This window comes from Aneurinibacillus soli, from assembly GCF_002355375.1.
Taxonomy (GTDB): Bacteria; Bacillota; Bacilli; order Aneurinibacillales; family Aneurinibacillaceae; genus Aneurinibacillus; species Aneurinibacillus soli.
Genome location: NZ_AP017312.1, coordinates 3,821,427 through 3,834,126, shown reverse-complemented (window position 1 = coordinate 3,834,126; position 12,700 = coordinate 3,821,427). Strand labels below are relative to the sequence as shown.

Sequence of the window (12,700 nt, the reverse complement as noted above, 5' to 3'; positions counted from 1 at the left end):
AGGACCTCCTATATGTGTAATTACAATAAAGGTTATGCAATAATGATGCCAACTTTAAAACACAGAGAAAATAACGATTTTTCACGTAAAACCATCATAATATAATTCTATTATGACTTAAAATTCGTCATTTATGAATTAAATAAAAACTTGATGTTTCCGAAAAGTGAGTATATAATCAGACTCAGTTATAAATCCCATTAAACAAATATGATTTCTTCTTTCTTATCCAGAGAGGCAGAGGGACTGGCCCGATGATGCCTCGGCAACCATTAAACCATAGCGGTTTGAACGGTGCCAACTCCAGAAGCGCATGCTTGAAGATGAGGAAGAGGGGGATGCCGTTACGGTGATTACGCCCTTCTTCTTTTACGAGGAAGGGCTTTTTGCACGTTATAAACACATTAACCTTATAAACTTACTTGAAGAAATGAGGGAGAAAGATGCGAACAGGAAAAGTATACCTGGTAGGAGCAGGCCCAGGAGATCCAAAGTTAATTACGATACGGGGTGCAGAGTTGATCAAACAGGCAGATGTGATCGTATATGATCGGCTTGTTCACCCTCATCTGCTGACATACGCCCGGAATGAAGCAAAGCTTGTGTACTGTGGGAAGTTATCGGGTAATCACAGCATGCCACAGGAGCAGATTAATCAGGAACTGGTGCGCTATGCGCAGGCAGGCAAGCAAGTCGTACGACTGAAGGGTGGCGATCCGTTCGTATTCGGACGCGGTGGTGAAGAAGCGGAAGCTTGTGTAGAAGTAGGCATTCCGTTTGAAATTGTACCGGGTGTTACGGCAGGCATCGCTGCCCCAGCATATGCAGGTATCCCGGTGACACATCGGGAGTACGGCTCATCATTTGCAATCGTTACCGGTCATGCAAAGGCGGGCCAGCCAACAACGATTGAGTGGGAAAAGCTTGCGACAGCGGTTGATACACTTGTTTTTTATATGGGAGTAGGGAATCTTCCTGAGATTGTGAGTGCATTGTTGTTCCATGGTCGTGCAGATCATACACCGGTAGCACTCGTTCGTTGGGGAACGTACATCGATCAGCAGGATACGCTTGTTGGAACGCTTGCTACTATTATAGATGATGTAAAGCGTGCGGGCTTCACCTCGCCGGCTATTATTATCGTGGGTGATGTGGTAAAGCTGCGGGAGAAACTGGCCTGGTTCGAGTCTAAGCAGCACGTATTCCAAAGCAGCGGGCAGGGGCTGATACGCCACCTGCCACAAGTCGAAGCCACAGTCGGCTCGGCAAATATTCAATAGAAGAAAGGGAGATGACGATGGGATACAAACCAGTATGGGAAGCGAACAAGGAGAAGCTGAACAAGATGGAAATCGTGAAGCTTCAAAAAGACGGCCTGGATATTATTGAGGACATCCGGGACAACTTTTCCAAAAACGGATTTGACTCCATTCCAGCTGAAGACATGGATTTGTTTAAATGGGCAGGGGTTTATCAGCAGAAGCCAAAAAGCGATGGCTACTTCATGATGCGGGTTCGGATTCCGTCCGGTATTCTGTCTGGAGAGCAGGCACGTACGCTCGCAGGGATTGCCCGTGATTATGGCCGTGATCTTGTTGACATCACAACGCGGCAGGCGATCCAGTTTCACTGGCTTACAGTAGAACAATTGCCGGATATTTTTGATCGATTGGCAGCGGTTGATTTGTCTTCATTTGAAGCATGTGGCGATTGTCCACGGACGATTGTCGGCAATCCGCTGGCGGGAATTGATCCGTATGAGTTGATTGATACAACGTCGCTTGTAAAGCAGTTGAGCGATACATTCCTTGGGAACCGCGATTTCTCGAATCTGCCGCGTAAATACAAAATTTCTATTTCATCTAATGTATACAATGCAGGTCATGCAGAAATTAATGACCTGGCCTTTACCCCGGCTTCTAAAGTGATCAATGGGGAAGAAGTGATCGGCTTCCATATCTGGGTCGGTGGCGGATTGTCAGCACGTCCGTATTTGGCACAAAAGCTGGACGCTTTTATCCGTCCAGAGGAAGTTGTGGAAGTATCGGTTGCGGTTACGGAGATTTTTCGTGACTATGGCTATCGTGAGAAGCGTCATCACGCACGGCTCAAGTTCCTTATAGCGGACTGGGGAGCTGAGAAGTTCCTGGCTGTATTGAAGGAGAAAACAGGTGAGCTAGAAACTGCCGGAGATGACCGGACAATCGGTTGGAATGCAGGCTACTTCACGGGTGTTCACAAACAGCGTCAGGAAGGGCTGAACTATGTTGGGCTTTCGGTTCCGGTTGGTCGTCTGGATGCGAATGAACTGGAAGAGCTGGCACGTCTGGCAGATCAGTATGGCAATGGTTCACTTCGCACATGTAATTCCCAGAACATTGTGATTGCAGATATACCGGATGCGAGCGTGCCGGCACTTTTGAAAGAGCGTGCGCTTGAGCGTCTGACGCCGGAACCGAAGCACTTCACAGCTTTTGCGGTTTCTTGCACGGGCAACGAGTTCTGTAATCTCGCACTTGTGGAGACAAAAGAAAGAATGCGCCAGCTTGCTTCATTCCTGGATGAAAACATTGAGCTGGATGAACCGATCCGCATGCATATGATCGGCTGCCCGAATTCTTGCGGCCAGCGCAATATTGCTGATATCGGATTCCAGGGTGCGCTGGTGAAGACAGAAGATGGCATGCAGGCGGCGTTCGATATTTTTGTTGGCGGTACATTAGGGCTGGAAGCTAAGTTTAACGAGAAGCTCAAAGGGCGCATTCTGGCGGAGAAACTGCCGCATGTCGTATTGCAGCTTGTGGCGTTCTATAAAGAAGAGAAGCAGGAAGGGGAAAGTTTCTTCCATTTCGCGCAACGAGTTGGCACGGAGCCATTCTCTGAGCGAGTAGAAGCTGTGCTTCAGCAGTTGCCATAACTGAATCGAATAGCGGGTGATGAAAAGGGGGGGAGAACCATGTTTCTGTACAAATTTGAAGCAACCTTCGCGGATGGAACAACAGCAGGGCTTGTCATCCTGCATGAAAGTGAAGAAAAAGCATTCCATAGTGCACAGAATGAACTGGAACGTTACTTTATTCCAAACAAGCCAGTGAGGGAGCTTGCGATTATCGAGAAGAAACCGGCAGGTCCGGGGCGCGGCTACGTGGTGGAAGCATAATGCTTACGTATATTGCCATCGGAGTCGGACTGTTTTTTGCTATGAATATCGGAGCGAGCGGAACCGCTGCTTCGATGGGTGCTGCATATGGCGGTGGGGCCATCCGTAATAAGCGTCTGGCGATGGTTATTGTGGCAGTAGCAGCGCTGTTGGGCGCAGTGATTGGTGGCGGAGAAGTTGTGAAAACAATTGGCGGTGGCATTGTTCCGACCCATCTGCTTAGTGTACAGACGGTTATCGTAATTCTCGCTTCTGCCACGCTAACGCTGTTTTTCGCCAATATGATGGGAATACCGCTCTCAACGAGTGAGGTAACGGTCGGCTCGATTGTAGGGGTTGGGCTTGCTTATCGGGAGCTGTTCGTCGCCAATCTAGCGGTTATCGTCTCGTTCTGGATTCTCGTTCCAATCGTAGCATTTGGGATTGCCTTTACATTTGGCAAGCTGATTGGGAGAGCCGAGCGGAAGTGGCCAGCTTTGCGGGGGCAGGGAAGCTGGCGGCGTTGGCTTAGTTATCTGCTGATAACGGGTGGTGCGGTTGAAGCATTCTCAGCTGGGATGAACAATGTAGCGAATGCCGTTGGTCCGCTTGTCGGTGCCAAAATCATGACGACGGAGGCAGGCATCTGGATTGGCGGCCTGTTCGTAGCCGTAGGGGCGATTCTGCTTGGTGGCAAAGTGCTGGAGACGAATGGCAAGAAGATTACATCGCTGTCTCTTCTTCAAGGAAGTGCCGTCTCGTTCACAGGTGGACTACTGGTCATTATTGCCTCCGTGTTTGGGATTCCGGTGCCGCTTGTCCAGGCTACAACGTGTGCCATTCTTGGTGTTGGTACGGCGGAGAATGGATTCCGTCTATGGCAGAAAAATGTGATCCGCCAGATTATAAAGGTGTGGATCGTCTCCCCTGTCACATCGCTTGTCGTATCGTATGCGATGGTGAATCTGTTATTACAGCCGAATCCATATGTATTGATTGTGATCGTAAGTGTATTTGTTGCTACTATTGGTTTACTCAGTCTGTCCCGTACTATCCGACAGGAAAAAAGTACCGTTCATGATCAGGGAGGAGGAATTTGAGGATGAGTGTATCGTATGAAACGCTTACTGAGGAGCATTACCAGGAGCTGAATGATCAGCTTCAAAATAAAGACGCGCTCGATGTATTGAAATGGGCGTACGGACAGTTTAAGGACGATCTGGTATATGCCTGTAGCTTCGGTGCAGAAGGAATGGTACTGATTGATCTGATCAGCCGGGTCAAACCGGATGCGCACATTGTGTTCCTTGATACGAATCTTCATTTTACAGAAACGTATGACGTGATTGCAGAAGTGCGGGCGAAATATCCGAAATTGCAGATTGAAATGAAGCAGCCGGATCTGACCCTTGCCGAGCAAGAAGAACAGCATGGAGCTGAATTGTGGAAGAGTAGCCCTAATGTGTGCTGTCGTCTGCGCAAGATCAAACCGTTAGAAGACGCACTGACAGGCGCTGTCGCCTGGCTGTCTGGTCTGCGCCGTGAGCAGTCACCGACACGGGCAAACACGCAATTTATCAATCAGGACAATCGCTTCCATTCGATTAAGATCTGCCCACTGATTCACTGGACATGGGAAGACGTATGGAACTATATCCGATTATATGAGCTTCCATATAACAAACTGCATGATCAAAATTATCCGAGCATCGGATGCGCCCCATGTACGCAACAAGTAGAAGGCGGGGGAGACTCTCGCGACGGACGTTGGAGCGGCACAGGCAAGACCGAATGCGGATTGCATTTATAAATATAGAAGGAGCGGAGAATATGAGTACAAGTCAACCACATGGTGGTCAACTGATAAACCGAGTTGATCTTTCTTACAACACAACAGCCATTACACAAGAAATTGAACTGGATGCATTTGCGCTATCTGATCTCGAACTGTTGGCAATCGGAGCTTTCAGCCCGCTAACAGGTTTTCTGAACAAAGCCGATTATGAGCGAGTTGTGCAGGAGATGCGCCTCGCAGACGGAACGGTGTGGAGCATTCCGATCACACTTCCTGTTACGGAGGACAAAGCACAACGTCTACAAGCAGGTGAAAAAGCAAAGCTCGTCTACAATGGTACGGTGTATGGTGTAATCGAGATTTCTGAACTGTACACACCAGATAAACAAAAAGAAGCGGAAAACGTATACGGCACAGCCGATACGGCTCATCCAGGTGTAGCGAAACTGCTTGAGCGCCCGGATGTATATGTGGCGGGTTCGATTACCCTTGTGAATCGCCCGGAGAAAGAACAGTTCGCTTCTTTCTATCTTGATCCGACCGAGACACGTGCTGCATTTGCCGAGCGTGGCTGGAGAACGGTAGTAGGATTCCAGACGCGCAACCCGGTGCACCGCGCCCATGAATACATTCAGAAAACGGCACTTGAAATTGTCGATGGTCTGTTCTTGAACCCGCTTGTTGGGGAAACCAAATCAGACGATATTCCGGCGGACATCCGAATGGAAAGCTATCAGGTACTGCTTGAGAATTACTACCCGCTTGACCGTGTATTCCTCGCAGTATTCCCGGCAGCAATGCGCTACGCAGGCCCGCGTGAAGCGATTTTCCACGCCATGGTTCGCAAAAACTATGGCTGCACACACTTCATCGTCGGACGCGATCATGCTGGCGTTGGCAATTACTACGGCACATATGATGCCCAGCTTATTTTCGGCAATTTTACAGCAGAAGAACTCGGTATTACGCCGCTCTTCTTTGAACATAGCTTTTATTGCAAAAAATGTGGGAACATGGCTTCTACCAAAACATGCCCGCACGGTGCGGAAGACCGCTTGATTCTCTCCGGTACGAAAGTTCGTGAGATGCTCAGTAATGGCGAAGCTCCGCCGCCAGAATTCAGCCGCCCGGAAGTTGTCGATGTGCTCATTCGCGGTATGAAAATCGCAGTGGCATCACATGGGGAGGTCTAAGATAGATGGCTGAACATAATCAGAATATCGTCTGGCACACAGCTGCCGTGACAAAAGAAGACCGACGGAAGCTGAATGGACACGGAAGTGCGGTGCTATGGTTTACCGGCTTGTCCGGCGCAGGTAAATCGACGCTTGCGAATGCGGTAGAGCAGCGCTTGTACGAGCGGAATTTACGTACGTACCTGCTTGATGGAGACAACATTCGGCATGGGATTAATCGTGATCTCGGTTTTAGCCCGGAAGACCGGACGGAAAACATCCGCCGCATCGGGGAAGTGGCGAAGCTGTTTGTTGATGCAGGAGCAATCGTGCTGACGGCTTTTATCTCTCCGTATTTAGCAGATCGGGCACTTGCCCGCCAGCTGGTAGAAGAAGGCGAGTTCATCGAGATTTATGTGCGCTGTGCGCTGGAAGAATGTGAAGCGCGTGATCCGAAGGGGTTATATAAAAAGGCGCGTGCGGGTGAGATCCCGGAGTTCACAGGCATCTCTTCCCCGTATGAGGAGCCGGATCAGCCTGAGCTGATTGTGGAGACCACCGGACAGACGCTGGAGCAATCAGTCGATCAGGTGATTGCTTATCTAGAACGTAGCGGAGTGATTTCGACTACTTATTAATGAAGAAAGAGGCTGTCCTAAAAGCCAGAACATGGCGAACGGGGTGGCCTCTTTTTTGTAGAATTGACAACGTTTGGTGGTGAGGGAGTGGAAGAAGGGATGAGCCGTTCGCTTCGGTACGCTTGCAGGGAAGCGGCGGCTGTCCGCTCCGGGAGCCCGGCGAACGCGCCCGCAAAGAAAGGCCTACGATGTTGAATCATCGAAGGATTGCGGGCAAAGGCTCGTTCTCCGTTCTTCCTCCGCTAAGTAGGCGCGTACAGGCGCTCTCTTGCTCATCCCTTCTCCACTCCCCGCACAGCGTTTCGGTTTACAAAAAAACACGCGACGCCAGAACGGATTTGCTCGATAGCCACTGGCTTTTCGAAAGACAGCTTCCTTATTTTTTACCTGCATAGCAAAGCTCATCCTCTTGATATTGCTTGATGATTTTCATCCAAAGTATGCTAGGAGCGGGATTGGGCGGGGCAAAGGAACGCTTGTACGCGACTCCTCAGCGGAAGGGGACAGGCGAACGGGCTTTTGCCCACAATGCTTCAATGTAAATACATCATAGGCTCTTTTTGTGGGCGAGTTCGTCTGGCACCTGGAGCGGACAGTTCCAACTTCTTCGTAAGCGTACCGAAGTGACGAGGCCCCGCCGATCCCGCTCCTCCACTATACGTTGGAGAAAACCTCCCCCAAGACAAAGAGGCTGCCTCAGTCGCCATGTTCTGGATTTTAGGAAAGCCTGTTTTCTGATGTGTAGCAAAATAGGCGGAACCATTCTTGTACATGATAAGATAGGAAGGAGGGTGAGAGGAAAAGAGGGGAAATGCATGACGGTACGTCGGTTTGATTTTACAGAAGGAAATATTTTGCGCCAGATGGTGGCGTATTCTTTGCCGATTTTTTTAACGAATGTTTTGCAGGCATCGTATCAGTTTGTCGACAGCCTGTGGGTGGGGAATCTGCTTGGTTCTAATGCGCTTGCTTCCGTTTCAGTATCGGGGACAATTATTTTTACGATTTTATCCTTCATCATCGGGATGAACGGGGCGACGCTGACCATTCTGGCACAGCGTAAGGGAGCTGGAGATGAACGCGGCCTGCAGGAATCACTGAATGCGTTTGTTGTCGTATTTGCGCTTCTGGCGATCAGTCTTGGTCTCGTCGGGTATGTATTATCTCCATATATCCTGACATGGATTGGGACACCGGATACGATTCATAAGCTAGCCACCCAGTATCTTCAGGTGAATGCACTCGGTATTGTTTTTCTATTTGGTTATAATTTCATCGGTACAGTGTTACGTGCGCTTGGAGACAGTCGGACACCGATCCGATTTGTACTTGCAGCAGTTATTTTGAATACTGTACTTGACCCGTTGTTTATTGCAGGCTTCAATATGGGTGTTGTCGGTGCGGCGGCTGCGACGATTTTATCGCAGGGTTTGTCATTCGTGTATGCGCTCATTTATACAAAGCAGACGGGGAAAATCCCGTTTACGAAGCCACATCGTCCAGATAAACAATATGCAGTGGCTATTTTTCGACTTGGTATACCGGCAGGTCTTCAGATGATGCTCATCTCGGGCGGGATGATGGCGGTGATTAGTATCGTTAATAGCTTTGGCGAGGATGTGGTGGCGGGATTCGGCGCGGCGCAGCGGATGGATAGTCTGATTATGCTACCGATTCTTACACTTGGCTCAGCGGTTACCAGTATGGCAGGCCAGAATATCGGCGCGGGCAAATGGGAGCGAGTGAGTGATGTCACACGCAGTGGGATTAGGCTGATTATGAGTGTTTCAGCAATAATGGCAGTTGTGGTGTATATATTTGCCCCTACTATGCTGGGCTGGTTTGTGGAGACACCTGCCTCGATTCGCTTCGGTGCTGATTACTTGCGTACGGTTTGTCTTTTCTATCCGTTTCTGGGCATCAACTTTGTATTGAATGGCGTAATCCGGGGAGCCGGTGCGATGTTGGCTGTACTTGTACTGAATTTTATTTCATTCTGGGTTCTTCGGTATCCATTAAGTGCCTTATTCTCTCGCTGGCTTGGCGAATCGGGGATTGCGTACGGAATGGGAGTAAGCTTCTTGCTAAGCGCGGCACTTGTTATGCTGTATTATCGTTTTGGACGCTGGCAACAGGTTCGAATAACGGGATCACGCCAATGAGTGAAATAATAAAAGAATAAAATGAATATAGTAAGGAAAGTGTGTGAATAAGAAAATAAAACTTTACTTACTAAAAATAATGAAGTATTATTAAGTTAGTAATAATGATTTGAAATAAAAGGAGAGAATCAACGATGGCAACTGTTCTTTACGTAACTGTTAATCCGAAACCAGTGGAACTTTCATATGGCCTGCGCCTCGGCAAAACCTTCCTCAATGCGTATCAAACACAAGCACCGAATGATACGGTTCAACACCTTGATTTGTATAAAGAAGACATTCCGTTAATTGACGAGCGTGTATTAAGTGCATGGGGTCGTTCTGCACAAAATATCGAACTGGAAGCAGAAGACAAAAAAGTACTTGGCCGTATGAACGAGCTGCTTGAGCAGTTCCTGGCTGCGGATAAAATCATCTTCGTTACCCCGATGTGGAATTTGAGCTACCCACCAATGCTTAAAGCATACATCGATAACATCGTAATCGCAGGCAAAACATTTGCGTATACCGCAGAAGGTCCAAAAGGCCTCGCAGGTGGCAAGCGTGTTCTGCACATTCAATCAACAGGCGGCGTTTATTCACAAGGTCCGGCGGCTGCATTCGAGTTCGCAGACAAATATCTGCGTGGTGTGCTGGGCTTCATCGGCATTGCCGATTACAACCATCTTGTTGTAGAAGGTATGGCGGCAGCACCGGATAAAGCGGAAGACATTCTTGCGGAAGCCGAGCAAAAAGCGCGTGACTTTGCTCCTGAATTTGCAAAATAAATCTGTTGTCTGATAGACATTCCCACTTTGGAGTGGTACCATTTTGATGTAGTAAGCGTCCTGTATCCTTATCATTGTATAAGGGATGGACGCTTTTTTTCTCCGTGTAACTGCCGTATGCAGAACGCAAAAAGCAAGAAGGAGTGAACACGTGATGGGACACATCAAACAGGCCGGACTGACAGCACTTGCTCTGACAGCGGCTTTTACGTTCGGGGCTGTCACTGGAGTATGGAAGGCAGACGAGTGGAAAAAGCAGATTTCCTCGATCATACAGCCAACAGCTATGCCAGAGAGGGTAACAGAAACAGAAGCGCCAGGCGCAAGTGTTGCCACTGCCACATCGACTGGTTTTAAAATCGGTCTGGGCGAGCGCTGGGATTCGGTAAAGACGAAGCTAGGTACGTACCGCTCTACGCTTGTCGGGGTAAATCAGACAAAATGGTGGATTTATGATACATACTGGATCGGATTCCGTGATGGCAAGGTTATCGAGATCTTTACAAGTCATCCGTCTATGTCGCTAGGTGGCGTGAAGATTGGCAGTACGCGCAGTACAGTCGAGAAGAAGCTGCGCTATGAGGTTGCGCCACAATGGGAATTGTTTGGCGCGAAGTTTACATTTGAGAACAAAGAACAGGAAAAAGTGCTCTACAAAAGCGGATCACAGGCGATAATTGCATATTATGATACGCTGGATAATAAAAAGCTACTCGGGGTTCGGATTGTAAATCCAGAGGAACTAGTATACAAGCGTTACTTCAGTTACCGCTATGTGTATTATCGTCAGCCGTCTATTCCGACGTACAAGACCGATACAACGCAGGTCGATCATGATGCAGCGCGTGGCGTGCAGCTTCTTTCTAATCAGGAGCGAACAAAGCATAAACTTGGTGAACTTGCCTGGAGTGATAAGGCAGCTACATCTGCTTATAAGCATAGTAAAGATATGAGTGTATATAAATATTTCTCACATACTACCCATAGCGGCAAATCTCCGTTTGATTTAATGGCAGCAGAAAATATTCGGTACACCATAGCGGCAGAAAATATTGCGATGGGCTACACAGACAGCATCGAAGCAGTATTCGGTTGGATGAACAGTGTGGGGCATCGCAAGAGTCTCCTAAACCCAAAATTCAAAAAAATTGGAGCCGGAGTATACGGTACATACTATACACAGCACTTTTATGCTCCATAATACTGCTAAGAATGCTTTGACATGCATGTATAAGCAAAGTAAAATATGACTTGATTGCCGGAAAATTACGTAAGGAAGGGAAGATCGTTATGTGGCAGTATATTACCCCTGTTCTGACGCTGATTCTCGGGTTGGCCGGAGGCTTCGCTATTGGAGTATGGTACCTGAAAAATCAGATGACAAACATGCAAATGGATGAAAAACAAATTCAGCAAATCGCCCGTTCAATGGGGATGAATCTGAACCAGAAACAAATGAACCAGTTATCTCGTAAAATGCAAACGCAGCCGAAATCAGGCGCGGGAAAAAAGAAGAAATAAGAAAAAGCAATGCGGCATGTTCGCATTGCTTTTTTTAGTGTGTTCGTTCAAGCATCCACTCCGGTGCGGCAAGCTTCTCTTCGATCTTATGCTCCCGGTATTCCCAGCCGGTGTAAGAATCGATAACGTTCAGCTCTTCATCGAGATGGACAATGGCAATAAACGCATAGTGTGTTTTGGTTCGGTAACGCAGGTCAATCCAACGCACTTCATGGCCGAATTCACGCTTCGTTGTATAAACGTGAGGATGACGGGTAAACGATAGGAACGCTTGCACATTATCATCCTTCATCGCCTCGGCAATGACATCATTCGTCTCTTTCTTGTAGAACGTATCATGCCAGATGAATTCACCATTGCGGATCTCACCGACATACGAAGCGATCTCGGTATGAGCGACAACGCCCCAGCGCGTCCAGCGAATCGTCGGCAGGAGGATAAACTGTCCATCCTGACCTAGACTTTGTTTCGCTTGTATAACGAGGCTTCGGTATGTCATTACACGCTGAATTACATACGTAATCATGACACTGTATACGGCAGCAAACACATAACCTGGATTGGCTCCGGCGTTCCAGAGCAAGAAGCCGATTATATGAATGCCCATAATAAATGGGTCGAAAATGTTAAGTGCATTAAACGAAATCCATCGTTTCGTAAAGGGACGTGCAGCCTGTGTTCCATACGAGTTGAACAAATCAATCGTAACATGAACGGCAATCGCTAAAAGCGTCCACAGCATTAGATGAAGGAAGGATACGCTCGGGAAAAACGCATATACACCGCCGCTGATCAATCCGGTCCAGAGAAGGATAGCGGGAATGGAGTGAGAGCGCCCACGATGGTTGCGAATATACGTGGCATTGCCGCGTAGCTTCAACACAGTGTCAAAGTCAGGTGCATGAGAACCAAGTAACGTGCCGAACAGAACAGCGTCCGCGAGATGCGGGTTCGCCGCTACCGCCGGGTCCAAAAACGCGAGACCTGCAAGACCAAACCCCATAGCAATGTGGGTAGCAGTATCCAAAAATAGATTCCTCCCATTTTATATAATGTGAAATTTTCTTTTTCGTGGATTGTATAGCGTACTATCATTTATTATAAAGGAAAATCGTCAAGAAGTGTAGCTACTTTACATAAAACATATGATTATCACATAGAGGAGCGTGCAACGATGAGTAAAATTCAGGTGTTTGCTGAGTATAAGATTATTCCTGAAAAACGTCAAGATTATCTGGATAAAATTGAACAGGTAAGTATGGCCATGGAGCAAATTGGTGTTCATGACTTCGACGTATATGAAGGAGTAGACCAGCCAAATTTGTTTGTGGAGATGTTTCATGTGCCGACAGTAGAAGCGTATGAGAAGATCAAGCGGAAGCGTTGTGATGAGAATGCGGCACCGGGTGTGTTCTGGCAGACAATCAATGACTGTATTGTTGGCGGGACAGAGAAGCTTCATATGTGGGCATTCGCCCCGATACGTAGAGAGGATGCATAGGA

The 12,700-nt window shown here is 48.0% G+C and carries 14 protein-coding genes and 1 riboswitch; of the genes, 12 read left to right on the top strand and 2 right to left on the bottom strand.

Annotation, left to right across the window (positions count from 1 at the left end):
- Positions 1–222 precede the first annotated feature (222 nt).
- A riboswitch (SAM riboswitch) is annotated at positions 223–330 on the top strand.
- A 113-nt stretch (positions 331–443) separates the two neighbouring features.
- Genes cobA through cysC form a run of 7 tightly spaced genes read left to right on the top strand, consistent with a single transcriptional unit; the run spans position 444 to position 6,747 of the window.
- A complete protein-coding gene (gene cobA / locus CB4_RS19370; RefSeq protein ID WP_096467339.1) occupies positions 444–1,280 on the top strand; it encodes a uroporphyrinogen-III C-methyltransferase in 837 nt (278 codons plus the stop codon).
- A 17-nt stretch (positions 1,281–1,297) separates the two neighbouring features.
- Positions 1,298–2,917, top strand: a complete 1,620-nt coding sequence (locus tag CB4_RS19365) for a nitrite/sulfite reductase (RefSeq protein ID WP_096467338.1) — start codon at positions 1,298–1,300, stop codon at positions 2,915–2,917.
- Positions 2,918–2,956: 39 nt separating this feature from the next.
- Positions 2,957–3,160 carry a DUF3906 family protein gene (locus CB4_RS19360; protein WP_096467337.1) on the top strand — a complete coding sequence of 68 codons (204 nt, stop codon included), beginning with the start codon at positions 2,957–2,959 and terminating at the stop codon, positions 3,158–3,160.
- On the top strand, positions 3,160–4,239 hold the full coding sequence (locus CB4_RS19355; protein WP_172890928.1) for a sulfate permease: 1,080 nt from the start codon (positions 3,160–3,162) through the stop codon (positions 4,237–4,239). The genes CB4_RS19360 and CB4_RS19355 overlap by 1 nt, the downstream gene beginning before the upstream one ends.
- Before the next feature lie 2 nt (positions 4,240–4,241).
- A complete protein-coding gene (locus CB4_RS19350) occupies positions 4,242–4,949 on the top strand; it encodes a phosphoadenylyl-sulfate reductase (RefSeq protein ID WP_096467335.1) in 708 nt (235 codons plus the stop codon).
- A gap of 20 nt (positions 4,950–4,969) precedes the next feature.
- On the top strand, positions 4,970–6,127 hold the full coding sequence (gene sat, locus CB4_RS19345; RefSeq protein WP_096467334.1) for a sulfate adenylyltransferase: 1,158 nt from the start codon (positions 4,970–4,972) through the stop codon (positions 6,125–6,127).
- Between the two features lie 5 nt (positions 6,128–6,132).
- Positions 6,133–6,747, top strand: a complete 615-nt coding sequence (gene cysC, locus CB4_RS19340; RefSeq protein WP_096467333.1) for an adenylyl-sulfate kinase — start codon at positions 6,133–6,135, stop codon at positions 6,745–6,747.
- 533 nt (positions 6,748–7,280) lie between these two features.
- Here cysC and CB4_RS21765 read toward each other — a convergent pair.
- On the bottom strand, positions 7,281–7,520 hold the full coding sequence (locus CB4_RS21765; protein ID WP_231956075.1) for a hypothetical protein: 240 nt from the start codon (positions 7,518–7,520) through the stop codon (positions 7,281–7,283).
- Between the two features lie 42 nt (positions 7,521–7,562).
- Between CB4_RS21765 and CB4_RS19330 the strand changes: the two genes are divergently transcribed.
- The 4 genes from CB4_RS19330 (at position 7,563) to CB4_RS19315 (ending at position 11,197) form a co-directional block, all read left to right on the top strand.
- The gene (locus CB4_RS19330) at positions 7,563–8,909 is read left to right on the top strand and encodes an MATE family efflux transporter (protein WP_096467331.1); all 1,347 of its coding nucleotides are present in this window, start codon (positions 7,563–7,565) and stop codon (positions 8,907–8,909) included.
- A gap of 134 nt (positions 8,910–9,043) precedes the next feature.
- Positions 9,044–9,676 carry an FMN-dependent NADH-azoreductase gene (locus CB4_RS19325; RefSeq protein ID WP_096467330.1) on the top strand — a complete coding sequence of 211 codons (633 nt, stop codon included), beginning with the start codon at positions 9,044–9,046 and terminating at the stop codon, positions 9,674–9,676.
- A 154-nt stretch (positions 9,677–9,830) separates the two neighbouring features.
- Positions 9,831–10,877 carry a CAP domain-containing protein gene (locus CB4_RS19320; protein WP_172890927.1) on the top strand — a complete coding sequence of 349 codons (1,047 nt, stop codon included), beginning with the start codon at positions 9,831–9,833 and terminating at the stop codon, positions 10,875–10,877.
- Between the two features lie 89 nt (positions 10,878–10,966).
- Positions 10,967–11,197 (top strand): YneF family protein, encoded by a 231-nt coding sequence (locus tag CB4_RS19315; RefSeq protein ID WP_096467328.1) that lies wholly within the window; start codon positions 10,967–10,969, stop codon positions 11,195–11,197.
- A 34-nt stretch (positions 11,198–11,231) separates the two neighbouring features.
- Here CB4_RS19315 and CB4_RS19310 read toward each other — a convergent pair whose 3' ends face one another.
- Entirely contained in the window at positions 11,232–12,224 is a 993-nt protein-coding gene (locus CB4_RS19310) for a metal-dependent hydrolase (protein ID WP_096467327.1), read from the bottom strand.
- A gap of 147 nt (positions 12,225–12,371) precedes the next feature.
- Here CB4_RS19310 and CB4_RS19305 point away from each other — a divergent pair, with 147 nt between their 5' ends.
- Positions 12,372–12,698: an MFS transporter gene (locus CB4_RS19305; RefSeq protein WP_096467326.1), complete on the top strand. Its 327-nt coding sequence runs from the start codon at positions 12,372–12,374 to the stop codon at positions 12,696–12,698.
- Positions 12,699–12,700: the final 2 nt, after the last annotated feature.

Bases quoted from the DNA above. Each gene is read 5' to 3' on its own strand.
- CB4_RS19320 (WP_172890927.1), top strand. From the start codon at position 9,831: ATGGGACACATCAAACAGGCCGGACTGACAGCACTTGCTCTGACAGCG.
- cysC (WP_096467333.1), top strand. From the start codon at position 6,133: ATGGCTGAACATAATCAGAATATCGTCTGGCACACAGCTGCCGTGACA.
- CB4_RS19365 (WP_096467338.1), top strand. From the start codon at position 1,298: ATGGGATACAAACCAGTATGGGAAGCGAACAAGGAGAAGCTGAACAAG.
- CB4_RS19350 (WP_096467335.1), top strand. From the start codon at position 4,242: ATGAGTGTATCGTATGAAACGCTTACTGAGGAGCATTACCAGGAGCTG.
- CB4_RS19330 (WP_096467331.1), top strand. From the start codon at position 7,563: ATGACGGTACGTCGGTTTGATTTTACAGAAGGAAATATTTTGCGCCAG.
- CB4_RS19315 (WP_096467328.1), top strand. From the start codon at position 10,967: ATGTGGCAGTATATTACCCCTGTTCTGACGCTGATTCTCGGGTTGGCC.
- CB4_RS21765 (WP_231956075.1), bottom strand. From the start codon at position 7,520: ATGTACAAGAATGGTTCCGCCTATTTTGCTACACATCAGAAAACAGGC.
- CB4_RS19360 (WP_096467337.1), top strand. From the start codon at position 2,957: ATGTTTCTGTACAAATTTGAAGCAACCTTCGCGGATGGAACAACAGCA.
- CB4_RS19305 (WP_096467326.1), top strand. From the start codon at position 12,372: ATGAGTAAAATTCAGGTGTTTGCTGAGTATAAGATTATTCCTGAAAAA.
- sat (WP_096467334.1), top strand. From the start codon at position 4,970: ATGAGTACAAGTCAACCACATGGTGGTCAACTGATAAACCGAGTTGAT.
- cobA (WP_096467339.1), top strand. From the start codon at position 444: ATGCGAACAGGAAAAGTATACCTGGTAGGAGCAGGCCCAGGAGATCCA.
- CB4_RS19355 (WP_172890928.1), top strand. From the start codon at position 3,160: ATGCTTACGTATATTGCCATCGGAGTCGGACTGTTTTTTGCTATGAAT.
- CB4_RS19325 (WP_096467330.1), top strand. From the start codon at position 9,044: ATGGCAACTGTTCTTTACGTAACTGTTAATCCGAAACCAGTGGAACTT.